This window comes from Pseudomonas sp. LB3P14, from assembly GCF_054898045.1.
In genome coordinates, this window is sequence record NZ_CM142714.1 from 1,716,973 (window position 1) to 1,740,746 (window position 23,774).

Annotated in this window: 23 protein-coding genes and 4 pseudogenes; 18 read left to right on the top strand and 9 right to left on the bottom strand. The window is 53.7% G+C overall.

Features of this window, described 5'->3' with window-relative positions; all coding sequences use genetic code 11:
- The first annotated feature begins 185 nt into the window (after window positions 1–185).
- The 4 genes and pseudogenes from ACYZT5_RS07980 to proP all read left to right on the top strand — a co-directional run bounded on the left by ACYZT5_RS07980 (window position 186) and on the right by proP (window position 4,372).
- Entirely contained in the window at window positions 186–1,052 is an 867-nt protein-coding gene (locus ACYZT5_RS07980; protein ID WP_462050595.1) for a patatin-like phospholipase family protein, read from the top strand.
- A 707-nt stretch (window positions 1,053–1,759) separates the two neighbouring features.
- Window positions 1,760–1,963, top strand: coding sequence for a DUF2934 domain-containing protein (locus ACYZT5_RS07985; protein WP_462050596.1), 204 nt, complete (start codon window positions 1,760–1,762; stop codon window positions 1,961–1,963).
- 500 nt (window positions 1,964–2,463) lie between these two features.
- Window positions 2,464–2,688: pseudogene (locus ACYZT5_RS07990) on the top strand (LLM class flavin-dependent oxidoreductase); the annotation flags it as partial.
- Window positions 2,689–2,869: 181 nt separating this feature from the next.
- On the top strand, window positions 2,870–4,372 hold the full coding sequence (proP, locus tag ACYZT5_RS07995; protein WP_462050597.1) for a glycine betaine/L-proline transporter ProP: 1,503 nt from the start codon (window positions 2,870–2,872) through the stop codon (window positions 4,370–4,372).
- A gap of 294 nt (window positions 4,373–4,666) precedes the next feature.
- Here the strand turns inward: proP and ACYZT5_RS08000 are convergent, their stop codons facing one another.
- Both ACYZT5_RS08000 and ACYZT5_RS08005 read right to left on the bottom strand, forming a co-directional pair.
- The gene (locus ACYZT5_RS08000) at window positions 4,667–4,978 is read right to left on the bottom strand and encodes a hypothetical protein (RefSeq protein WP_462050598.1); all 312 of its coding nucleotides are present in this window, start codon (window positions 4,976–4,978) and stop codon (window positions 4,667–4,669) included.
- A gap of 560 nt (window positions 4,979–5,538) precedes the next feature.
- Window positions 5,539–5,649 (bottom strand): annotated as a pseudogene (locus ACYZT5_RS08005) (con-10 family general stress protein); the annotation flags it as partial.
- 312 nt (window positions 5,650–5,961) lie between these two features.
- Here ACYZT5_RS08005 and ACYZT5_RS08010 point away from each other — a divergent pair.
- Together ACYZT5_RS08010 and ACYZT5_RS08015 are read left to right on the top strand one after the other, a co-directional pair.
- A complete protein-coding gene (locus tag ACYZT5_RS08010) occupies window positions 5,962–6,519 on the top strand; it encodes an ATP-dependent Clp protease proteolytic subunit (RefSeq protein ID WP_046817303.1) in 558 nt (185 codons plus the stop codon).
- 126 nt (window positions 6,520–6,645) lie between these two features.
- Window positions 6,646–6,906 carry a hypothetical protein gene (locus tag ACYZT5_RS08015; protein ID WP_462050599.1) on the top strand — a complete coding sequence of 87 codons (261 nt, stop codon included), beginning with the start codon at window positions 6,646–6,648 and terminating at the stop codon, window positions 6,904–6,906.
- A 436-nt stretch (window positions 6,907–7,342) separates the two neighbouring features.
- Here the strand turns inward: ACYZT5_RS08015 and ACYZT5_RS08020 are convergent, their stop codons facing one another.
- From ACYZT5_RS08020 to ACYZT5_RS08035, 4 genes are all read right to left on the bottom strand, one after another.
- A complete protein-coding gene (locus ACYZT5_RS08020; protein ID WP_462050600.1) occupies window positions 7,343–7,612 on the bottom strand; it encodes a cytochrome d ubiquinol oxidase subunit II in 270 nt (89 codons plus the stop codon).
- A 12-nt stretch (window positions 7,613–7,624) separates the two neighbouring features.
- A complete protein-coding gene (locus tag ACYZT5_RS08025; protein ID WP_462050601.1) occupies window positions 7,625–8,332 on the bottom strand; it encodes a cytochrome ubiquinol oxidase subunit I in 708 nt (235 codons plus the stop codon).
- Window positions 8,305–8,778: a cytochrome ubiquinol oxidase subunit I gene (locus tag ACYZT5_RS08030; protein WP_462052215.1), complete on the bottom strand. Its 474-nt coding sequence runs from the start codon at window positions 8,776–8,778 to the stop codon at window positions 8,305–8,307. The genes ACYZT5_RS08025 and ACYZT5_RS08030 overlap by 28 nt, the downstream gene beginning before the upstream one ends.
- Before the next feature lie 343 nt (window positions 8,779–9,121).
- Window positions 9,122–9,481, bottom strand: coding sequence for a response regulator (locus tag ACYZT5_RS08035; RefSeq protein WP_462050602.1), 360 nt, complete (start codon window positions 9,479–9,481; stop codon window positions 9,122–9,124).
- Between the two features lie 183 nt (window positions 9,482–9,664).
- Between ACYZT5_RS08035 and ACYZT5_RS08040 the strand changes: the two genes are divergently transcribed.
- Window positions 9,665–10,792: an ATP-binding protein gene (locus ACYZT5_RS08040; protein ID WP_462050603.1), complete on the top strand. Its 1,128-nt coding sequence runs from the start codon at window positions 9,665–9,667 to the stop codon at window positions 10,790–10,792.
- A 368-nt stretch (window positions 10,793–11,160) separates the two neighbouring features.
- Entirely contained in the window at window positions 11,161–12,780 is a 1,620-nt protein-coding gene (locus ACYZT5_RS08045) for a sensor histidine kinase (protein ID WP_462050604.1), read from the top strand.
- A gap of 251 nt (window positions 12,781–13,031) precedes the next feature.
- Here ACYZT5_RS08045 and ACYZT5_RS08050 read toward each other — a convergent pair whose 3' ends face one another.
- Window positions 13,032–13,199, bottom strand: a complete 168-nt coding sequence (locus ACYZT5_RS08050) for a chemotaxis protein CheB (protein WP_462050605.1) — start codon at window positions 13,197–13,199, stop codon at window positions 13,032–13,034.
- 543 nt (window positions 13,200–13,742) lie between these two features.
- Between ACYZT5_RS08050 and ACYZT5_RS08055 the strand changes: the two are divergent.
- Window positions 13,743–14,742, top strand: a pseudogene (locus tag ACYZT5_RS08055) (arginine deiminase family protein).
- 125 nt (window positions 14,743–14,867) lie between these two features.
- On the opposite strand, the gene ACYZT5_RS08060 reads toward ACYZT5_RS08055, so the two are convergent.
- Window positions 14,868–15,119, bottom strand: a complete 252-nt coding sequence (locus ACYZT5_RS08060) for a hypothetical protein (RefSeq protein ID WP_462050606.1) — start codon at window positions 15,117–15,119, stop codon at window positions 14,868–14,870.
- A 254-nt stretch (window positions 15,120–15,373) separates the two neighbouring features.
- On the opposite strand from ACYZT5_RS08060, the gene ACYZT5_RS08065 reads away from it, so the two are divergent.
- From ACYZT5_RS08065 to ACYZT5_RS08105, 9 genes and pseudogenes are all read left to right on the top strand, one after another.
- The gene (locus ACYZT5_RS08065; protein WP_462050607.1) at window positions 15,374–15,805 is read left to right on the top strand and encodes a hypothetical protein; all 432 of its coding nucleotides are present in this window, start codon (window positions 15,374–15,376) and stop codon (window positions 15,803–15,805) included.
- On the top strand, window positions 15,802–17,286 hold the full coding sequence (locus ACYZT5_RS08070) for an ATPase domain-containing protein (protein WP_462050608.1): 1,485 nt from the start codon (window positions 15,802–15,804) through the stop codon (window positions 17,284–17,286). Before ACYZT5_RS08065 ends, ACYZT5_RS08070 begins: the two co-directional genes overlap by 4 nt.
- A gap of 9 nt (window positions 17,287–17,295) precedes the next feature.
- Complete coding sequence (locus ACYZT5_RS08075) at window positions 17,296–18,318, top strand: sensor histidine kinase (protein ID WP_462050609.1); 1,023 nt, start codon at window positions 17,296–17,298, stop codon at window positions 18,316–18,318.
- A 35-nt stretch (window positions 18,319–18,353) separates the two neighbouring features.
- Complete coding sequence (locus tag ACYZT5_RS08080) at window positions 18,354–18,737, top strand: response regulator (RefSeq protein ID WP_462050610.1); 384 nt, start codon at window positions 18,354–18,356, stop codon at window positions 18,735–18,737.
- Between the two features lie 67 nt (window positions 18,738–18,804).
- Window positions 18,805–18,900 (top strand): annotated as a pseudogene (locus tag ACYZT5_RS08085) (HAD family hydrolase); the annotation flags it as partial.
- Between the two features lie 105 nt (window positions 18,901–19,005).
- Window positions 19,006–19,329, top strand: a complete 324-nt coding sequence (gene tnpA / locus ACYZT5_RS08090; RefSeq protein ID WP_462047422.1) for an IS66-like element accessory protein TnpA — start codon at window positions 19,006–19,008, stop codon at window positions 19,327–19,329.
- Complete coding sequence (gene tnpB / locus ACYZT5_RS08095; protein WP_462050611.1) at window positions 19,326–19,661, top strand: IS66 family insertion sequence element accessory protein TnpB; 336 nt, start codon at window positions 19,326–19,328, stop codon at window positions 19,659–19,661. Before tnpA ends, tnpB begins: the two co-directional genes overlap by 4 nt.
- A 61-nt stretch (window positions 19,662–19,722) precedes the next feature.
- On the top strand, window positions 19,723–21,270 hold the full coding sequence (tnpC, locus tag ACYZT5_RS08100; RefSeq protein ID WP_462049377.1) for an IS66 family transposase: 1,548 nt from the start codon (window positions 19,723–19,725) through the stop codon (window positions 21,268–21,270).
- Window positions 21,271–21,657: 387 nt separating this feature from the next.
- Window positions 21,658–22,794 (top strand): ATP-binding protein, encoded by a 1,137-nt coding sequence (locus tag ACYZT5_RS08105; RefSeq protein WP_462050612.1) that lies wholly within the window; start codon window positions 21,658–21,660, stop codon window positions 22,792–22,794.
- Between the two features lie 306 nt (window positions 22,795–23,100).
- Here ACYZT5_RS08105 and ACYZT5_RS08110 read toward each other — a convergent pair whose 3' ends face one another.
- Entirely contained in the window at window positions 23,101–23,601 is a 501-nt protein-coding gene (locus ACYZT5_RS08110) for a CinA family protein (protein WP_462050613.1), read from the bottom strand.
- Window positions 23,602–23,774 lie beyond the last annotated feature (173 nt).

Below are 23,774 nucleotides of genomic sequence, written 5' to 3' on the forward strand. Positions count from 1 at the left end.
GCAGCTATGGGCGCAGTCTCGCAGTAGAAGCGCGCTCCGTTACGCATTGATCCCGTTCCATTGGGATTTCGGCATCGTCCGGAACTCCAAGCTTGCGACGTCTCGATCATGTGGCGAGCACCCGGAAGTAACGCCGACCCGCCAGCTACACTAATTCGATACATTTCTGCACAGAGACTTCGACCATGGCTACCAAAACCGCAATCGTATTCGCTGGCGGCGGCAGTTTGGGTGCGGTGCAGGTGGGTATGTTGCGGGCCTTGGTCGAGGCCAATGTTCGATTCGACATGGTGGTTGGCGCTTCGGTAGGCGCTATCAACGGTGCCTACTTTGCCGCAAGGCCCGATTCCGATGGCGTCGAGGCGCTCGCCGGATTCTGGCGCAGGTTGTGTAAAACTGACATCTTCCCCCTCTCTTGGCTCGATACCTGTAGAGGACTGATCAAACGGCGTGGCTTTCTGTTGCAGCCGGCGGCCTTGAACCGATTGCTGGGTCAGGCACTGCCCATTCATCGCATTGAGGATGCGGCGCTGCCCCTACACATCGTCACCACAGACCTGCTCAGTGGCACCGAGACGGTTCTGTCCAGTGGCGAACTTGAGCAGGCGTTACTGGCCAGCGCTGCCATCCCACTGGTGTTCCCCTGCGTACAAATCGCCGATCAGTTCCTGGTTGACGGCGGCGTGGCAAGCAATACACCTATTTCGACTGCCGTAGCCTTGGGAGCCACCAACGTCGTGGTAATCCCCACCGGGGTGAGTTGCGCCCTAACACAACCGCCCCGAGGCCTGGTCGCCCTAGCCCTGCACACCGTCAATCTGATGAGCATGCGCCAACTGGTGAGCGACATCGAACACTTCCGCACTCTCACCAGCCTGCACATCGTCCCGCCCTTGTGCCCTGTGGATGTCTCGGTGTTCAACTTTGACCAGACCGAGTCTTTGCTTCAGCGTGCCTATGAGCAGACCCTCCGGTGGCTGGAAAGTGGGGGGCTCGAACGCACCAAGGTACCTGGTGCCCTGACCATCCATTCACATGCCCATGAGCATTGAGTGAAGTGAATTACTTATAAAAGAGGCTTTCAACACTCCGTGCAATATTGCGAGAGTAAATCTCAGACTTCGAACCGCTCATGGCAACAGCAGCGCTTCATGGATCTCAATAGAAGGTATCGCACCTCCCACACGCCTGCTATCAAGCCAACCCCTGGTTTTGCTGACATCGAAAATCTGGCCCTGCTCCATCAAGGTCAATATGAGTTCGTCCGAGACTCGGTAGCGTCCGCAGTCCGGACAGTCTCTTTCTTCCCAAGGGCCAGAGCACTGAATGCGCTCAGCGACACCTACACAGATAAGACAATTCATCGGAGTCACCATTTTTATAGTTGTACCCTATCTGTCCTGGGCCGCCTGCGATGGCATGCCCACTGACACGCCATTGAGTGCGTTGATCAGGTTGGTGCTTGGTCGACTGAAAAGATCGAAAGAAAGTTCGGAGCGATGACGCTTTCGGTACAAATAGGTCGTATCTACCCATCCAGCTTAAGCACTGGCGGAAAGCCGCAGCGCTCCTGGCTCTTTGCCCTTGTTCTTCAGCCAGTGTCTGCATCGGCCCCTGAGGCGGTCGTGACATATGCGATCAACAGCGATGGCGAAGCTTGCTATGACGACTACCCTTAACGCTGATAGACGGATCGGGAGGCGACACTGCTTCTCCCGTTCGCCCGAAATCACTCAGTGAAAATGGGAGGAATTCGAAGATGGATGAGCAGAAAATTCGAGAAGCTGCGTATCAGCTTTGGGAGAAAGAAGGCAAGCCGCAAGGACAAGACCTGGAACACTGGTTCACTGCTGAAAAATCAGCCGGCGAAGAGGATTTTGACAGTTCAACCTCTGGCTCAACGCAAGGTAGCGAAGCTGGGTCGTCTCAAGCTAACTCCAGCCGAGGCCGAAGACCAAAATAAAGATGGCCGTTAAAGCTTCAGTTGAAGATCAAGATCAATGACTGGCAGATACCCATCGATAGCGCGCACCGTCGAATGCGCGCTTTCGTCGTGGCGAAACAATTATTTCTTAAATAGCCCCTTGTCGTTTCAATCCGGTGGCGGCCATCTTGCTCGTACCTATCCAGACTGAAATCCGTAGAACGATTCGCAACTCCGATACAGTTGGCTGCATTTATCCTTGGATCAGTCATATGAGTAACCGGCTGCTTGATGGAAACGGCTAAGCGGTAAACCCCGCAACGATACCGCCATCAACCATCTACCTGCACAAGCCTTGGTCATTGGACGACCTGGTGATAGCGGTAGCGTCTCTCCTGCAGCCTGATTATCCCATTCGTAAGACTTGAGTCGTCGTTGGCCTGTTAACTCCTGATGCTTCGAGTCCATGATTTGCCGTCGCGTTTACGCACAGATCTTTTTGCGCGCCGTGGAGGAAAATCGATGCCAAATTCCTCATACACGCCCGGATATCCGGCACCAGCGGTTACATGCTCAACCCGCTGATCAGCCCCGGTAGCCTTGAAGACTTTGTCGAACTGATCATTCCGGAGTTGCAGAAGCGCGGCTTGTATCGCACTGAACCTCATGGCAGCACTTTCCGCCCAAGGTTGCGCGACGATCGTGCGAATCGCTTGCCGGCGTCGGCATATGGGGCATCGTTTCGTATCGACCAGACGCGTTGACAGCTGTTGCCGTCAGCAAAAAATAACGGCGAGATGTGAATTTATTCGTGTCCTCTTGTATCTGATCAGAAAGAAGCCGTGCTATCAAAAAGATGGCATCGGTAAAGGCAAACCCGTCTGGCCTGCGCACGCTGGAGCTCAGCGGTTTGCATCAGGACAGATCAGTTACAGAGTGGCTCGCATGAAATCACGTGAGAAAACCGTCAATCCGATCGGATTGGAAGACATCACCATTGTCGACGACGCGAAAATGCGCAAGGCGATCACGGCTGCTGCACTCGGCAACGCGATGGAGTGGTTCGATTTCGGCGTCTATGGTTTTGTCGCCTATGTTCTCGGCAAGGTATTTTTCCCCGGCGCTGATCCCGGTCTGCAGATGATTGCCGCGTTGGCCACCTTCTCGGTTCCCTTCCTGATCAGGCCTCTCGGCGGTTTGTTTTTCGGTACGTTGGGCGATAAGTACGGTCGGCAGAAAGTCCTGGCGGCCACCATCGTCATTATGTCGCTCAGCACCTTCGCCATCGGGCTGATTCCGTCGTATGCCTCGATTGGCATCTGGGCGCCGATCCTCCTGCTGCTCGCTAAAATGGCCCAAGGTTTTTCAGTGGGCGGTGAATACACCGGCGCCTCGATCTTCGTCGCCGAATATGCCCCGGATCGCAAGCGCGGTTTCCTTGGCAGCTGGCTGGACTTCGGCTCGATCGCCGGCTTCGTCTTCGGCGCAGGCCTGGTCGTGCTGATTTCCACCATTCTGGGCGAAGAGCAGTTTGAGGCATGGGGCTGGCGCCTACCCTTCTTTCTCGCCCTGCCCCTGGGCATGATCGGGCTCTACCTGCGTCACGCGCTGGAGGAGACACCGGCGTTCCAGCAGCATGTCGAGCAACTGGAACAGGGTGATCGCGAAGGCCTTGCCAGAGGCCCGAAAGTATCTTTCAAGGAGGTGGCCACCCAGCACTGGCGCAGTCTGATGACCTGCATCGGCGTAGTCGCGGCCACCAACGTCACCTACTACATGCTGCTGACCTACATGCCGAGCTACCTGACACACAACTTGCACTACAGCGAAAATCACGGCGTGTTGATCATCATCGCGATCATGGTCGGCATGTTATTCGTCCAGCCGATGATCGGTTTCATCAGCGACAAGATTGGCCGCCGCCCCTTCATTATCTGCGGTAGCGTCGGTCTGTTCTTCCTCGCCATCCCGGCCTTCATGCTGATCAACAGTGGCAAGATCGGCCTGATCTTTTCTGGTTTGCTGGTGTTGGCGGTGCTGCTCAACTTTTTCATCGGCGTGATGGCTTCCACCCTTCCGGCGATGTTTCCCACTCACATCCGCTACAGCGCCCTGGCCAGCGCTTTCAACGTCTCGGTGTTGATCGCAGGTCTGACCCCTGCCGCCGTGGCCTGGCTGGTGGAAAGCACGCAAAATCTGTACATGCCGGCCTACTACCTGATGGTGATTGCCGTGGTGGGTCTGATTACCGGCGTGACGATGAAAGAAACAGCAAACAAACCGTTGCGTGGTGCGGCTCCGGCGGCTTCCGACATTGAGGAAGCGCAAGAACTGTTGGAGGAACATCACGACAATATCGAGCAGAAGATCGAGGACATCGACGCAGAAATCGCTGAGCTGAAAGCTAAACGTGAGCATCTCGTGCAGCAGCATCCGCGAATCGAATAACGGGGGGCACTATCGTCCAGAAGCTGCCGTTCAATTCTGTCCACAGAAACCCAGTCGAGAACCTAAAGCTTCATGAGGGGTGGAAGCTCATCAGCGTCGTGGTGACCACACATCCAAATGACTAGCTTCACCCATGCTACATACTTGGTAAATCAAAAGCGGTGCATGAAGATCCTTCATCAAATTGATCGTCGTTAGACACGAAAAGCTATTCTCTTGTAGCCCAAAAGCTCGCGCGTCACGCGGGCTTTTTGGTACGACATCTACACCTCATTCTTGACCCGAACGATTTGGCTAGCGGATGAGACTCACGGCAGTGGCGCGGATCATAATTTCGTCCTGGTGAAAACGCTCTTCAAGATCGCGCTTGTAGCTTTGCCACCAAAGCCGATCAACAGCTTCAACCATGACCTCATAAACGATGATGTCGTCCTCTGATTTTTCGTTGTCTTCCAACAGCGATATTCCTTTCGCCGGATTGCGAGTGAACGCCGTCACTCCTCCGAACTGTTCGGCCAACTGCTCCCGTACACGGCGAAAAAGCTCGATGGGCTGAGGCGTGCCATCGTTCGTGTTGAGCGGCAAAAAAATTTCGATCAGGTGCATTTGGATAACCTCGACATCTTAAGAGGTCGTTTCGTGAACAAGGCAGATGCCTGTTCATAGGGTCACTTGTGCCGCCTCTCGCGTGAAAATTTCGATGGTCTTGGGGCCAATCCCTTCGAAAGCAGTAGAGCGATTCTTAAAATCCTGGCGATCGGCACTCGCCTCTACGATATTGCTCCCCCCAAACATATTCGTTGCTGAGTTTGTGAGCAAAGGCTCGGATCTCAGTATTGGCCGGGAATATCGAAATCAAGCCCCGAAGATTCGGGGCTTGATAGGGTCAGACGGCATCAGGGTTTGCGTCCTCCACCTCCGCTCATCCCACCATCCTTGCGTCCCATGCCAGAGGACTTATCTCGGTCATCGGCGACATTGCCGGTGCGTCCGCTTCCTTGCCCACCGCTGGACGATTGATCAGCCTTATTGGCTTGTTGTCCGCCTGAAGCTTGGCCGCCTTTTTGGCCTGGTTTGGACATGTTTTCTTTATCGTCGGCAAATTCGCCTCCGCGATTCGTACCCTGCCCGCCTCCGGACATGCGATCGCTGTCGCGAGATTGTTGTCCGCCGGAAGCTTGACCACCTTTTTGGCCTTCTTCAGACGCGCGTTGTGGATCGTTGGCAAAATTTCCGCCAGAGGCTTCTCCACCTTTCTTACCAGCTTCAGAAGCCTTGTCCCGGGCATTAGAAAAATTGCCTGGATCGTTTTTTCCTGTATTGGCCATTTTCTTCACCTCTACATCGTTAGCACGAGCATGGGCTCGTCTAATTCGGAGGTCGCACAAAAGAGAAAGTTTGAACGGAAATATTGGGCTCGCGACGAGTGGATTTGGGTATTTGGTTCCATTGAAAATGCGCGCATTCGATGGACGGCTTGTGCGTCATAAAGGGGCAACTTACGTCGGATTTCAGCTCAAAATAATCGATGTTTACTAGACTTAATAACTCGTAGAAGTCCTCCATGCATCACCTCAGGAGGTCAATCAATGACTGAACACATCGTGCATTTTCATTGCCAGATCGATCAGGGAACGACTGAGCGCTTCCGGGACTGTTGCCTAGAAGCCATTGATCAAGGCGCCACCTCCTTGCTCCTCAATCTTTCTACAAGCGGGGGTAGCACTAACTTTGGCTTCACCCTCTACACGTTCCTGAAGTCACTGCCGGTACCGCTATGCGCGATCAACGCAGGCAACATCGAATCAATGGGCATCATTATGTTTTTGGCGGCAGGCCGACGTATCACCTCACCCCACTCACGCTTCCTGATTCACCCGATGAATTGGTACTTCAGCCAAAAATCAGTCGACCATCAGCGCCTGCGTGAATACCTGTCGAGCCTCGACAACGACCTCGCGCGTTACGTGCAAATTTTCACACTCGAAACTGCTGACGCAGAGACCAAGCTCGATATTTTTCATTGCCTTTCAGCTGAAGAAAAAGTCATCGCTGCACACGAGTCCCTGGCATACGGGATTGCTCATGAGATGAAGCAAATGATGTTCGCTGATGATGTCAAACATTGGAAAGTCAGCGGTGGATGAAGCTAGCCCGCTCCGAAATACACCGTTGGGCCTAGGCGTTGAACTCAAGCGTCACAAGACCCGTCTAGCGCATAGATGGGGTTAAAGCTTAAGCCCTCATCTCTTGTACGTTTCAAGGAGATTGCCATGGCTACCACTGCCGCACGCTTGAACTACTTCCACGACACCCTTTTCGGCCCTATAGCGAAAAGCTTTGATTGCGACCTTGTCATTACGCCTATCACCCCCGGCGCTTTTCAGGTGCAGGTGCTTTCTCCAGTACCAGATGACCTGCACAAGGCACATTCCTTAACAATAATCCTTTCCCCCAAAGAACATCTGACAGGCACGGTGGCTCAGACGCGCAAGTTAGACAACGGTGATCTGGAATTTCAAATCGATGTATGAACATCCGTTGGCGTAGCTAAGTTTCGGAGATCCTTTGATGAGCAAGTCGCAAGCTGTGACAGCTGCCGTGCAAATCCTAATGTTTGATCGCAACAAATGGGTTCCCAATAACCCTCGCTTGCCGGTACTCATTTACCCCAAAGCAATTGCCGTCCAGGACTGCGATCCAGCAGCACTGTTCGAGAATACCTTCATAGCCAATGGGTGGCCGCCACAATGGCGTTACGGAATTTATCGCTATCACCACTACCATGCCGAAGGTCATGAAGTGCTTGGCATCGCCAGCGGCAAGGCCCGGTTGATGCTTGGCGGCCCAGACCACGGCCCAACTGGCGAGCATCGACTCGCTGCCGTTTCCCGACCAAGACCCGGTGCAAGGCTTGCGGGGCGCCGTACACCAATATTGGGTTGGTCAGCATTGAAAGGGTGCGGTCAATCACAAGCAGCACGAACCTTCGGGCAGCAGGATGGCGTAGGCCAGTGGAAACAAGGCCAGCAAGCCGCCGCCACCGAGCACGAGCCACGTTTCATTAGCATCCCATATCGGCAAGATGGTCACTGCCATGGCACGACGATGCTGACTAGAACGGGTAAAACCCATCAGTACGCCTACGCCAAGATCCGTGCCGTCCAGTAGCACATAGTTCAACACTGAGAACCCTAAGGCTGCAGCGCAAAGGAGTGTTAGCCAGTCAGTGTCCAACATGGATGTATGCCCTCAGGATTTACCTGTCTCGTCAGCCAAAGTGGGTTGCGGCCCAGGCTCGCCCTCGTGGGGCGGCTCACGCAACAGCCGCAGCAGAACCCATAGTCCAACGCCGAAAGTCACCAGGTAAAACGACAGGATTGTCCACGTTGCCCCGACCACCTGCTCCCGAGACACCGAAGAAAGACTGTCAGCCGTGCGCAGCAATCCATAGACGGTGAATGGCTGGCGGCCAACCTCTGTTACTACCCAGCCACTGAGCATCGCAAGAAATCCCGCCGGCGCCATCAACACACACACTCGAAGCATCCAGCGCGCGGCGTATAAACGTCCTCGCCAGCGCAACACCAAACTGGTAACCCCCTGCCCCAGCATTAACAGGCCCAGACCGACCATGACGCGAAATGCAAAGAACACCGCCGGCACCGGCGGTATGTCCTCAGGCGGGAATTCGTCCAGCGCGGCGATTGTGCCACTCAGGTCATGCCGCAAGTACAGCGACGCTATGCGCGGAATAGCCACTTCCCAATGGTTGCGCCGCTCGGTCATGTCAGGAATGGCAAACAAGCGTAAAGGTTCGCCCGCACCTTCAGCCGGGCGAGTCCAGGAGCCTTCGATGGCGGCCACCTTCTGCGGCTGAACTTTAAGGCTGTGCTCACCATGAAGATCTCCCACGAGGATTTGTACTGGTGTCAGCACGACAATCGCCCAAAGCGCCATGGAGGATCCAGAACGCACTGATCAGCGATCCGAGCGCCACCGCGCAAGTGGCGAAGAAAATGAATCCGAGGGCCGACCTTCTTCAATCCGAAGAGCATGATGCCAAGAAAACCGGCCTCTAGAAAAAAGGCGGCAAGCACTTCGTAGAACATCAAGGGGCCGAGGATGTCTCCCGCCTGAGTCGAAAGCCGCGACCAATTGAGTCCGAACTGATACTCCAGAATCAGTCCCGAGGCGGTGCCCACCGCCACATTGAGGGCAAATACCTTTAACCAGTAACGATAAACGTCCAGGTAGACACTTCGCCCACGCCATAGCCATAGAGCTTCGAGCACCATCAAAAAGTTGGCCAGACCGATGGTGAGCGCTGCCAGCACGATATGAAAGCTGATGGTGATCGCGAACTGGGCACGCGCCGCCATTAGCGCCGAATCAACCGCGTCCATGCCGTCCACTCACCGTTAGCCAACCCATGCTGGAATAAACTGTTGGCGGGAAATGGTTACGCGGATAGCTGAAGGTGTTGGCGGGAATAGGCATGGCACCTGTCCGATGCATTATTGTCGGTTGACTTACGGCAGTGCCAATGATTCCGAAAGTCAAAAGTTCGAACGAAAACTTCTTTTTGTATAGCGGATCTCGAGCTAATAGCTCCGAATAAAAATTGACCTTGCTGGCGGGCAGGCACGACAACAGAGGTCAATCGCTTAATCCACTCAACGACCAGTCACTCTGCATCAGTAGATTCTTCCTGTTAGGTAGAACTAGAGAGCCGGTAGATTGCAGGCACTAAACCGGCAGATACTTCCTAACCGCTTGATGCAATACATCGAGTGTCCATGGCTTGCGCAAGAACATAGCGTGGGAAGGTAACAGCCCGTCGGGCATTGATCTGTCGCCGGACGTGATGATGACAGGCAAGCAAGGCCAGCGTGACCAGATCACTCGTGCCAATTCCAATCCATCCATGCTGCCCGGCATGCAGACGTCGGTGATTACCAGAGTTATTGCAGACGAGCCTTCCAGCATGGTGAGAGCATCATCTGCAGATACACAATCAATCACACATAATCCCAACAACGAGATCGCCTCAACCACCAGGGAACGCAGTATTTCATCATCTTCTACGACCAGCACTGTTGGCGACATGGTTAGGATCCCGAAACCTTCTCACTTAGAGGTGCCACAGGTGGTTAGCGTTTCGAGCAGCTGACGAGCGGAGTTCGGCGCGGGATCTGTTGCCGATTTCCGTCATTCCGCTAGTCTGATTCTGTCGACCAAATTTGTCTGGCTGATACCTTCATAGTAGACAGGAGGCTAGAAAGGACTGCCATGCGACTTTCAGAGTTCATCCTTAAAAACCTTGAGCCTATTCTGCAAGCGTGGGAGGAATTCGCTAGGTCTGTTGATACCCCGATGCCAGCTTTGGATTCCAGAGGCTTGAGAGACCATGCTGAGTACATTTTGAGGAGTGTTGCGCTGGATATGCGCACCTCTCAAACTCCGCAGCAACAGATCGAGAAGTCTCAAGGTATGGGGCCTGTAGCCGACGACGAATCGGCTGCCCAAAGCCATGCACTGACGCGCCTGATGGCTGGTTTCACCCTAGACCAGATGGTCTCCGAATATCGCGCCCTCAGGTCAAGCGTGCTCAGACTTTGGCTGGCAAAAGGATACGCAGGGGAAGACCATCAAGTTGTGGACATGATTCGATTCAACGAGGCGATAGACCAAGCGCTTATCGAGTCGATTGCGACCTATGGTAAGGCGGTGGAGACAACCCGAAAAACAGTCTTGGGAGTGCTAGGCCACGACCTTCGCACACCACTGGGCGCCGTGACGCTGGGCACCGATTTGTTGAGGCAGACAGAAGAGCTCGGCACCCGAGGAAAAAAGATAATTGCGCAGATTTCTACAAGTGTTCATAGCGCCAACCAAATGGTGAACGATCTCCTTGACCTGGCGCGCTGTAACCTTGGCACTGGTATCCCGGTACGACCGGAAAAGACTGACCTGGCTTCTGTTTGCAAATCAGTCGTGGATGAGCTCACCACCGCCCATCCTAAAGCGCAAATCATATTCACTGATACGGGAACGGTTACCGGCCAGTACGACCCGTCACGCATGGCACAGGTTTTCTCTAATCTTATCGGCAACGCTGTACGGCACGGCAACGCACAGCATCCAATTAATGTCACCTTGAACGGGGATGGCACCACTGCCTGCTTTTGCGTGCAGAATTACGGAGAGCCTATTCCTTCCAGCGCACTGCCCTCTCTCTTCAATCCGGAAGGGCGTTATTCAAAATACTCTGAAGGAGAACAAGGAGCCTCATCAGGTCTGGGGCTTGGATTATTTATAGCCTCTCAGATTGTAGAGGGCCACGGTGGAACGATAGAGGTCGAGTCGACGCTGGAGAAAGGCACTATGTTCCGAGTGAATTTACCCGTCAGCCTATAACGGTTTTTCGATTGCACAGGTAAGGCAGCGCCGAAGACCTAGCCATACTCCAGATCTACAGCTTTGTATCTTCAGATGCAGGCCTAACCCGCATTTTTTATTGCTTCTCCGCCATCTTGTTTCGAGCAATTACGTACCGGAACATTCTCCCCTTTCAGGTACGCCAGCAGCTCAGATCGAGGACGCTCGTACCCGACTTTGCCTATTGAGCAGAAGAGCCAAAGCAAACTCGATTTCGTCGGCGGTGCCCTGTCTGTGTCCGAATTCGCCCAGTGCCAGTACGTCATCGATTGAAATCCCACCTAACAGGTGGATGTCGTCGATTCAGTTGAACCACTCCTTTTCAGCTTCGGTCGGAAATAAGATGCATGCAGAAACCGAACCGAGTGCATGGAAATAGGCTGGACAGAGGGAAGTCTCAACATGATGGTAGTAGCAGCATCCTCGGCACCCGCAATCCAGATCCCTGTTTCATATCAAATGACGCAGGCCACACGTTGATTCATCAAAGCGGCGTGCCGCTAGCAGCGGAGTTTCAAATGAGCATCAGGTCAAGTCATGAGGACGAAACAGTTTTAGGGAAGTCCTATCTACCGTCCCAGCAAGGGGAGGATTGCCCCCTGATCCCTCTCGACATGGGACTGTGTGACGTGCTTGAAGCCCTGCCTGAGGCCATATACACAACTGACACCCATGGATTAATAACTTTTTACAATAAAGCGGCGGCAGCTCTGTGGGGAGTGAAGCCAACGATTGGAGAGAGTGAGTTTTGCGGGTCTTGGAAGCTCTATTGGCCCGACGGCAATCCATTGCCTCACGATGAATGCCCAATGGCCATGGCGTTGAAGGATAGGCGCCCAGTCAGAGGTCTGGAGGCCATCGCTGAGCGGCCTGATGGCACACGTGTTCGTTTTCTTGCGTACCCCTCGCCGATCTTCGATGCAACTGGAACGCTTATCGGTGCCGTTAATATGCTGGTTGATCTGACCGATCAGACCGACGCCGACGAAGCCGCACTCAGACATGATGCAATAGTCGAGTCCTCCGATGACGCAATCATCGCCAAGGATCTGAACGGTACAATTATCAATTGGAATCGTGGAGCCCAACGGCTCTTCGGCTATACACCGGAGGAAGCTATCGGAAAACCTATTGCCATGCTTATCCCCATGGATCGACAAGATGAAGAGCCAGGAATTTTGAAGCGCATACGCCAAGGTGAGCGCATCGAACATTATGAAACCATTCGGCGGCGCAAAGACGGCAGCCTTGTTGAAATATCTCTAGCCGTTTCACCGATCAGAAATCGGGAAGGCCGAATTATTGGGGCGGCTAAAATCGCCCGCGATATCACCGAGCGTCGCCAGGCAGAAGCTCAAAGAAGCTTGCTGATCAGAGAGATGGATCACCGGGTGAAAAACCTGTTCACTCTTGCCAACAGCGTTATCTCATTGAGTGCCCGCTCGGTCACCACAGCCGGTGAACTCGCTAGCGTAGTCTCTGCAAGACTAAACGCATTGGCGCAAGCCCACGCGCTCACGATACCGCATGGTTTCAGTAGCGAGCAGGCCACGACGTTGCATACGCTCATTCAGACTATCGTCGCGCCTTATGCCACCGCCGGCGACAATAGCCAGTCACGCGCGGTCGTAAATGGCCCGGACTTAACGATTGCAGGTGGCGCAGTGACAAGCTTCGCTCTCTTGTTGCATGAATTTGCAACCAACGCTGCAAAATATGGGGCTCTCTCCCTACCAGAGGGCTTGGTAGATATTTCCTGCAGCGAGGATGCGGGTCTTTTCTCTATCGTATGGAGAGAAAGGAACGGGCCAAAAATTGAGCGCGAACCCGACAATCTTGGCTTCGGTACCCTACTCGCTAAATCGACAGTGCGCGGACAGCTTCACGGTGAGCTATCTCGTGAATGGAATCCCGAAGGACTCTCTATCCGGCTAGTTTTTGCGACGAGTAAGATGCACCCTCAGTAGGGTCGCCTGCCCTGCCTTGATCAAAATCAGTGCTCATATCTGAGGGGATATCGAACAGACTGAATGTTTTAAATTGCCACTGATTAGGCGGGGCGCTTTACCGCCTTCTGCCCGAATTTTCTTTTCCGTAATGAAAAACTATATGAGCCAATGACTGCAGCTATTTCGCGTCATCGTGGCCGAAGAATGTCGGATCAAGTACCAATTCGCGCAAGGGTTTCAGGCGTTTCTCGGCAAGATCAGCCTGTCGACTACCGCCACATCCCTGCTGTGCCGTCGTCCAATGCACCGGACAGGATGACGCCAATTACCCGAGCACCGTAGTTAACGGCGGCTGAGCGGAACAGAACATCTACTGCAGGCCGAACACGGCATTCCTTAGGCCCTCGCGTCAATCGTATCTCATCCTCCGTAAGCATCAGGAGTCGATCTGCAATGGCGACCTCAACGCCACCTGCCGATGTGTAATGACGACGATGTTTCGCACGTTTGCACTCAGTTCATCTGTCACAGATTCTCCCCCAATCCACCCTCCATTTACTTTAGACGCTCAGCGAGTAGGCGTCCGTTCGATGCGTAACAGGAGAGCGCTATGCGGTTCTAGATCGAGTCGCTTTGGAGTAGCTCCAAGACGTCCACCAGGTACAACCTGAAACAAGTTGCTGATATCTAACGGCCAATATCGGCCCTCTCACGACCAGGTGCGCTCAGCAGAAAATAGCCAAAAATAATGTTTTTCAGTAGAGCAAAACTACGGGAACACCGGTCAATAGATTGAGCAGCGTTATCTTCTCAGCGGACAGTTGGCTATCAGTCAACAAGTGGTGAACGGCGCGCCCACGTTCGTCGTGACTTCTCGGTAAATCGCCAGAGTGAATCCGGTTCGAGATAGACGGCTCACTTCTGCCGATTGGGTAACAACCACTAACTCGCGCGATTGGCGATAATTTGAAGGTCCCGCCATGCCAAAGCTCAAACTCGGCGTCCACTCCGAAGCCGGCGAACTACACAGGGTCATGGTTTGCTCCCCCGGCCTGGCCCACCAGCGGCTGACTCCGGGCAACTGCAACGAATTGCTGTTTGACGACGTCCTCTGGGTCGCACAGGCCAAGCGCGATCATTTTGACTTTGTAACCAAAATGCGCGAACGCAACATCGACGTGCTGGAGATGCACAACCTGCTGACCGACATCGCCTGTATGCCCGAAGCCCTCGACTGGATTCTGCAGCGCAAAATCACCGCTAACTCAGTTGGCTTTGGCCTGGTCAATGAAGTGGATTCCTGGTTGCGCGGCCTGGAGCCGCGCAAGATCGCTGAATTCCTGATTGGTGGCGTCTGCGCCGATGACCTGCAGGGCAGTTTCGGTAGCAATACCATCGAGATGTTTCGCGATTTTCTCGGAAACTCCAGCTTCATTCTGCCGCCACTGCCTAACACCCAGTTCACCCGCGACACCACCTGCTGGATCTACGGTGGCGTGACGCTCAACCCGATGTACTGGCCGGCACGTCGCCAGGAAACCCAACTGGTAAGCGCGATCTACAAATTCCACCCTGAATTCACTAACGCAGACTTTCAGATCTGGTACGGCGACCCCGACCAGGAACACGGCAACGCCACCTTGGAGGGCGGCGATGTAATGCGGTGGCATCGACTTCCGTCGCGAAGAAACCGGTTTCCTCGACACTGTGGCCAAGGCGCTGGGCGTGAAAGCCTTGCGCGTCATAGAAACCGGCGGCAACAGCTTTGCTGCCGAACGCGAACAGTGGGATGACGGCAACAACGTAGTGGCCCTGGAACCCGGCGTAGTGATCGGATATGACCGCAACACTTACACCAACACGTTGTTGCGAAAGGCCGGCGTGGAAGTCATTACCATCAGCGCCGGCGAACTCGTTCGCGGACGTGGCGGCGGCCATTGCATGACCTGCCCGATCATTCGCGACCCTGTCGATTATTAACTTGCCCACCTAAGCCCGCACTTGTACGGCGCAGCCGGGCCTGAGTGTGTGCGGAGGATTTGCATCGTCCACCGATCGCTCCACCCGTCAAATTACAGGGTTGATGCTCACCCGTTTGGGTATGTCTAACAGTGATAATCCTCTCCAGCAATAGCACGCAAATAAGCCTGATCTGCCTCGATCCGTAGATCTCGCCACTCCTCCCAATTTACGATGCCGAGGCGATCCATCTCATCTGCCTGCCTCAAAAGATCTTCATGATAGTCATCGGGACACTCCATCCGCAGCGAGCAGTTCTCCAGAGCCCGGTGCCAGGTATCCAGCGCGAGCAATCTTTGTTCCTGAGCCTGCGTCAGCAGATTTCTGAAGGAGTTCATGGTTGCGCATCCAGAGCTGTTTCTGAATGGAGCAAGATGATTCGACATAAATTCATGGAAGCTGACAGGAGGTGGTAAAGCATTTCTACACACTCTGGGCCAGTAGCGGCCATGGGCGATCTTAAATTGCGATTTTTAAGACTAATCGTCTATGCCAAATGTCTATGTGATCATGTGATATGCACTTCCGAAAAAACCGCCTACCCCCCGGGTTCGTGTCAAATCCACGGACACCTATCGGAAATCTATGAGCCATGTCTACGGAAAGCGAAGAGGGCCGCCGGATCGTTGCGTCTCTGGCGCTCCGGGTTAATCACGTCGCAGACATTGACCAGGTCGCCGATGTGATTATTACGATGCTTCAAGATACAAACGCTGCTCTCGTTCCGATCATCGGGCCGAAAGGGGTCGCTGCGCTCTATCGCCGTAGTCTTCATTTGAGTTCGTCTCTGCATCCACGTCTGGTGGCCTACCTGCCTCTGGCAGACCCGCTAGATTTGATAGATCTCAAATCCATACTCATCCAGCAAAATCAAAACGACGTCATATTTTTTGGCGAGGAATTGTTAAAAGCGCTCTACGAGTTGCTGGCCACGCTGATCGGTTCATCGCTCTCCCAACGTCTGCTACTCGACGTGTGGGACAACAACTTGAGCGCCCCACCTTCGCAGGAAACTTCGCCATGAGTACCAAAGTGAAAATAAACCGTTTGGCTACGGGCGTACCTGGGCTGGACGAGGTGCTGGGCGGAGGGTTGCCGGAGTTCTCCTTCAACCTCATTGCCGGCCCGCCTGGCTGCGGTAAAACCACATTGGCGCATCAAATGATGTTCGCCTTGGCGACACCGGAGCGTCCAGCATTGTTTTTTACTGTGCTTGGCGAACCACCGCTAAAGATGCTGCGTTACCAACAGCAATTTGATTTTTTCGACAGCGAGGCGATCAATAAGTCTGTGCGCTACATCAACCTGGCGGACGACACCCTAGCGGGTGATCTGGACGAAGTGCTGCGCCGTATCGTTATCGAGGTCGAAAACCATACACCGGCCCTCGTATTTGTCGACTCGTTCCGCTCGGTCGTCCAGGCGAGCCAGACCCAGGTTAATCCCAATAACAATCTGCCGCAGTTTGTTCAGCAACTGGGTATGTTGATGACTACCTGGCAAGCGACCACGTTCTTGATTGGCGAATACTTCACCGAGACTGATATCAATCCCATTTTCACTGTGGCGGATGGCTTGATCTGGCTGCGCCAGAGCGTTCAGCGCAATTCCATGGTGCGCAAAATGGAAATCATGAAGATGCGCGGCCAGCCCACTCTGCCGGGGCTACACACTTTCCGCATTGCCAGTTCCGGTATGGAGGTTTTTCCGCCTGCAAGCGCGAGTGCCTTAGAAGCCCTGAAGCCATCAACTAACGAAATATCTGAACGATTGAAAATGGGCGTGCCGGAGCTTGATGAAATGCTCGGCGGAGGCTTGCCCAAGGGTTACTCGCTGCTGGTGGCTGGGCCCTCCGGTTCAGGAAAAAGCATTTTGGCGTCGACGTTCCTTGCTGAAGGTGCCCGCAACGGTGAAACCGGGGTAATCGCGGTATTCGAGCAACGTCCCAATCGCTTGCGCAATGCTGACCTCGCAGCGTTGATTCTTGATGGCAAGGTCGGACTGATAGAGAGTCACGCGCCAGATCTGTCTATCGATGAAATCGTGCAGCTGCTATTCACAGAGATCCGCCGCCTGGGAGCCACCAGGGTGGTTATCGATTCGCTCTCGGGTTTCGAAATGGCGGTGGCACCGACGTTTCGCGAAGACTACCGTGAGTCGCTGTCGCGCCTGGTCACAGCGTTGACTGGTATCGGTGTTACTGTGCTAATGACGTCAGAACTCGAAGACCGTTACACCGATCTACGGTTTAGCCCCTACGGTACAGCGTTCCTGACCGATGCAATCATCGTTCAACGCTACATCGAAGTAGACAGTCGCCTTCAGCGCATCATGGGCGTTGTCAAGGTTCGGGCCAGCGCTCACTCGGATGAACTGCGCTTGTACCATATTGACAGTAACGGCTTGCAGGTTGGGGAAATGCTTCACGGCCAGGAAGGTTTACTGGGTGGTCGGCCCAAAAAAAGCAGGCCTGATGACACACACCTTGGAGATGACAATGGTTGAGTGCCACCTATGAGCGATACCGATAGCGAGAACGAACGTGGAAGGGCAAATGCCGCCCGCGAACTCTTACTGTTGGGTAAAAAAATTGTCCAATCTCGAGAACTCCTAGTATCGCTGGAAAAAGATCTGATCGGATTAGAGGGTGACCTGAGAGATAAAAGGAAAATAGAACTTCTGATTGAGGCCAATCAACAATTGGTGTTGAAGCTGCTGGATGAACCATCAGATTCAACAGTGCCTCCAGATGCAGGATTTCCTGATCAATGTCAGGAAACGCTTGAAGCCAACGAGCAGCTTGTTTTGGCCGCCTTTAACGCCCAGGACATGCAATCCAAAGCTGAGCAGGCATTGGCAGAGCAAAAAAGTGTTCTCGCGAAGGTGGCCCACGAGCTTCGTAATCCGTTGACTCCGATCAGCATGATTGCGGAGCGCATGGTCAGCATGCCCAGCGTGGAACTTCCCCGAATGCGGGCGCTGATTGAGGGCCAGGTTCAGCATTTATCCCGCATCGTTGATGACTTATTGGATGTGTCTCGCGTCAGCAGCGGCAAGCTGCGCCTCAATCGCGTCGATGTCGACATTATCCAAATTATCGGTGCCGCCGTTGAGGCGTGCCGCCCAATGATGGTGGCCAAAAAACTGGATTTCAGCACCAGTTTTCCTCTAGAAACGCTTGTAATGAATGGCGACCCAGTGCGCCTCACTCAGGTTCTGCATAACCTTCTCAGCAATGCGGTCAAGTACACCCCAAATGAAGGCAATGTCGAGTTCGCCGTTACTTTAGAACCTGGCGTGTTAAAAATAAGTGTTTCCGACAACGGCATCGGCATCGCCGCCCAGACACTCCCCTTCATATTCGATCCGTATGTGCGGGACGCCAACGCTGTAGGCTTCTGCGGGTCAGGTTTGGGGATTGGTCTAACCGTGGTACGTGAGCTGGTTGAAGCGCATGGCGGAGAGATTATTGGCCGAAGCGAAGGTGAAGGCAAAGGTAGTGAATTTATTGTGACATTTCCGATGGAGCATGCTTAACAGCTTACGAATGCCAATCAGAGGAGTACATAACAATGACAGCTCCCTCGGTACTTGTTTTGGAAGACGATGAACTGATCAGAATGTTGCTCGTAGAGATCATCGAGGACATGGGGGAAGTTGTGGTCTCTTACGCTTCAGCCGATGAGGGAATGGTTTTTCTGGAAGGCGGTGCCAATAAACTTTGCCTCATAGTCAGCGATATAAACATGCCAGGCCTTTTGGACGGATATGATTTGAGCAAAATTGTGACGTTTAGGTGGCCTTTGCTTCCCATGATATTGACCTCAGGAGGAGTGCAAAGAGTGCTTGAGCGTGGCCCCAATATCAGCTTTTTAGCCAAACCTTGGACGTGTGAAGCAATGCTAAACTCAGTATTATGCGGATTAGACCAATTTAAGAGATGTAACCTGCATTAACGGAACGCGACCGATGAGTTCCCGCCTACGTATTTTTCGAACCCTGCTTACATAAGCCTCCAAATGAAAGATTGGCATGAGCGGTGGGCTGATGCTCAAAACGTTGTCGCGTGAAACCGGGCTGGATATTAGTTCACAACAAGCTCAAAGGCTGAGCGAAAAACAGTATGCGTCCGGCCAAGTCATCTACCCAACCCCGCAACGCCAGGACATGGTGTGCACTTAAATTTAAGTGGGCACCAGTTCTAGCCTTTTAAGCGGGTATTTCATGCAGCCAACACGCCGTTCCTATTCCAAATCCTTCAAGGCCCAGGTCATTCAAGAGTGTGCCCAGCCCGGCGCTTCGATTGCCAGCATCGCCCTCAGCCATCGCCTCAACGCAAACCTCGTCCACAAATGGATTCGAGTGCAAGCGCAGAAAAGCACGACGCTTCAACCTGCATTCATCCCATTGCCTATGCAAACAACGGCGCACGTATCTTCATCGAATATCAGCGTTGAGATTCTGCACCCACGCGGCACCGTCAAAGTGAACTGGCCAACCGATAGTGCTGCTGCCTGCGCCGCTTTCCTTCGAGACCTGTTGCGATGATCCGCATCGACGCCATCTGGCTCGCCACCGAGCCCATGGACATGCGTGCCGGCACTGAAACTGCGCTGGCCAGGGTGATTGCGGTCTTCGGTGCGGCGAAGCCGCACTGTGCTTATCTGTTTGCCAATCGCCGCGCGACTCGGATGAAAGTGCTGGTACACGATGGGATTGGCGTTTGGTTGGCTGCACGCCGCTTGAACCAAGGCAAGTTTCACTGGACAGGCATTCGACAAGGCAGCGAAATGCAGTTGGATACCGAACAACTTCAGGCCTTGGTGCTCGGCCTACCTTGGCAACGTGTTGGCGCTGGCGGTGCAATCACGCTGCTTTAAAAACCGTAATTAGTGCCTCGGCTTGCTGTCGCAAGTGGCCTGCTTTGGTAAAATCCACGGCATGACTTCCTCGCCCAATCTCGATCAAATGACTCCCGACCAACTGCGTGCATTCGCTGCGCAGTTGCTGTCGCAGGTCGAGACCATGGGTAAGACGGTCGAAACAATGGGTAAGAAGATCAACCGCGATCAAACGGTAATCGAGAAGCTGACCCACGAGATTGCGCAGCTCAAGCGTTTGAAGTTTGCCAAGCGCAGCGAGCAGATGAATCCTGAGCAGGCGAGCCTGCTTGATGACCTGATCGATACCGATATCGCGGCGATTGAGGCCGAGCTTCAGGCCTTGCAAATAGCCCCAGTGGCGACCGAGAAAAAGCAAAAGCCCAAGCGCACGGCCTTGCCGGCAGAGTTTCCACGCACCTTGATCCATCACGAGCCGGACAACACCCACTGCCCATGCGGCTGCGCGCTCAAGCGTATCGGTGAAGATATCAGCGAAAAACTAGACTACACACCGGGCGTGTTTACCGTTGAACGCCATGTTCGTGGCAAGTGGGTTTGCGATAGCTGCGAAACGCTGATCCAGGCACCGGTGCCGGCGCAGGTTATCGACAAAGGCATCCCAACCGCCGGGTTGTTGGCCCATGTCATGATCGCGAAGTTCGCTGACCATCTTCCGCTTTACCGTCAGGAATCGATTTTTGGTCGTGCCGGCTTGGCGATTCCACGTTCAACTTTGGCTCAATGGGTTGGCGTTACGGGCGTGCAGTTGCAGCCACTGGTCGATGCCCTGCGTGACGTAGTGATCGGGCAGCAGGTTGTGCACGCGGATGAAACGCCCGTGCAGATGCTCGCTCCGGGCTCGAAAAAAACCCACCGTTCTTATGTTTGGGCTTACGCCACCAGCCAGTTCTGCGAAACAGCCGCTGTCGTCTACGACTTCAGCCCCAGCCGCGCCGGTGAGCATGCTCGCAACTTCCTGCAAGGCTGGAAAGGTAAGTTGGTCTGCGACGATTTTGGCGGTTACAAGGCCAGCTTCGAACTCGGCGTAACCGAGATCGGCTGCATGGCCCATGCCCGGCGCAAGTTCTTCGAACTGCACGCTACAAACAAGAGCCAGCTCGCCGAGCAGGCCCTGCGTTACATCCAGTTGCTGTACGAGATCGAGAGCGAAGTGCGTGACCTGGAGCCGGATTTACGGTGCCGAATACGGCAAGAAAAAGCCGTGCCGGTGATGGATATCCTGCATGCCTGGATGATCGCCCAGCGTGATCTTGTGCCCGAAGGGTCGGCCATCAGCAGAGCACTCGATTACAGCCTTAAACGCTGGGCAGCGCTGTCGCGCTACCTCAATGACGGGGCCGTACCCATTGATAATAATTGGGCGGAGAACCAGATCCGACCATGGGCTCTTGGACGCAAGAACTGGCTCTTCGCAGGGTCGCTACGCAGCGGAAAACGGGCGGCGGCGATCATGAGCTTGATCCAGTCTGCGCGGCTGAATGGTCATGATCCGTATGCCTATCTAAAGGATGTTCTCACGCGCCTGCCGACGCAGCGGGCGAGTGAAATCGAGCAGTTGCTTCCGCATAAGTGGCAGCCGGTTTAATCACGCAAGATGTGATGCCCGGACGCATACGGTAATCCTGACGCCAGGTGGCAAGCAGACCCCTTCGCGAGAGAGCTATGACAGTCCCGTAGCCTCGACACTTAGGCTGCGTTTTAGATGTTAAAGGACGAGATGACTCGCGCTTATGAGCACGGTATCTCGTCCTTCTTCCGCCTAGTGAACTGCTGTGCTTAGCTATCGAAGCTGGAAGGAACAAGAGGCCAAAAAGCTAGGTCATGACCATGGAATGCATAACAAGATAGCTATTAAGGGCATAACGTTCTCTTTGGGCAATCATGCGGCACGACATATCCGTGTTCTACTGCACCTTTGCGGCTTCCCTTCCGTTCCTGCCTGGAATTCGCCTTCTTAACCTGGAATACCGGCATGCGACTGTCAGACTTTATCACCACGAACGTTGAGCCAATTCTGCAGGCTTGGGAAGATTTCGCGCGAACGATTGACACTCCCGGTGCGCCGCTGGATACCGAGGCACTACGGGATCATGCCGAACAGATGCTTCATGCCATCGTGCTCGATTTACGTACAAAACAATCGGTTCAAGAGCAGATTGCGAAGGCACAGGGCAATGCGCCGACGACTGATACTGAAACGCCTGCAGAAACCCACGCAGTTACGCGACTAATGGCAGGTTTCACAATTGATCAAATGGTGTCGGAGTATCGCGCGCTCAGGACAAGTGTACTCAGTCAGTGGATGAAGCAAATCAAGGCTGGCACTCCACTGGATGTGGATGATATGACCCGATTTCATGAAGCCATCGACCAAGCGCTAGCAGAATCCATCGCGAGCTACTCGCGAGCAGTTGAGGCATCACGCAACGTTTTTCTCGGCATCCTGGGCCATGATTTACGAACTCCGTTGGGCGCTATATTGCTCGGCGCTGACGTGTTGAGACGCTCGGAGGGACTAGGCGTAAGGGCGACCAAAATCTCCTCTCAAATCTACACCAGCGTTAAGCGCGCCAGTCAGATTGTCGGTGATCTGCTGGATCTCACAAGGTGTCAGATGGGCCCAGGAATTCCCGTCAAAAAAGAGGGCTTAGATCTATTGCCCCTGTGCGAGCGCATAGTCGATGAGATCCGGGCGTTCCATCCCAATACGCATATTCTTTTCGAGAAGAAAGCGTCGGCTGACGGAGAATTTGATGGTGCGCGAATGGAGCAGGTCTTCTCCAATATTATTAGCAACGCGGTGCAGCATGGGGATACTCAGCATCCTATAGAGGTGACGCTGGACGTTTCGGAGGACAGCGTTATTTTCTCAGTTCACAACAGCGGTGAGCCAATTCCAGACGACGTCCTGCCCTTCATTTTTAATCCAATGGGCCGATTTTCTCAGCACTCGATTATCGACCATGGGCCTAGTGAAGGATTAGGCTTGGGGTTATTCATCGCTTCAGAAATCGTTGCATCACACGGCGGCGTCATTGAGGTGATATCAAACCAAGGACACGGCACTACTTTCCTAGTCAGAGTACCTAAGCCTCAACTCAATGGATGACCATCCTTTGATTACACCCGTTTTATGGCCTGAACCTATAAACGCGTTACCCACGACCATCACCTCATCACTGCAGGCCTTGGGAAAAATATCGTTAAGTCCAAGCGGTGTAACCTGGTACGTTGAAAACGTCACTGCGCCTCTGTCGGAATCACCGAAATTTTTCCATTGCGTTCTAGGATTACCAGTGCATACCAACCCAATCGTTCGAATCGCCAGACTTTGACCTGATAAGCCATGTCTTCGCGAATGGGATAATCACGGCTCCGGTAATCGGAATGACGAGATTCGTCGGTAATGGTGTGTCTATCCTCGCTCACCGGCCAAAGCGCGTTGATGAAAATGAGGCAGTTGCTCTAATGAGTGGTCTGCCGCCAAACGCTGCACCTGACAGCGCGAACCCATGAATCGATGCTCGCGGCTGAATACGCTCAGTCCCAACTCGGTCTGATAGGCCCAGGCAAAACAAATGGTGCCAGCGGGTATCCCATCGACATCCTCTGGGCCAAGGATGCCTGTAGTAGCTACGGCGACATTAGCCGTGCTGTCGTGCAGCGCGCCCAAAGCCATTTCCCGTGCGACTTCACAACTGGTCAAATTGAAGGTTTCTATGGTGTCAGGGCTGACTCTCAACAGTCGCTGCTTAGCCTCTGGAGAGTAAACGACGTAACCGCTCTCGATCAGATCGCCACTGCCTTCTACCTCAGAAAGCAGCGTGATAATTTTCCCCGCCGTACAGGACTCTGCCGTTGTCAGCAGCAATGAATGTTCGCGCAGGTAGTGAACAATGTCGCCGGCAATAGACATAGCAATTGTCCTAGAGGGTCATATTCATTGACCCCTGCAAAACGGGTTCATTCCGTGAATCTCATCCGTTTTGGATATCCCTTTTTTCCGATAGACCGAGCAGATGTTTTAAGGAAGAAAGGAAACTGTGAGAAAGAATTTCAAGGGTTTGCTGTGGTCTACGAGTCACCATA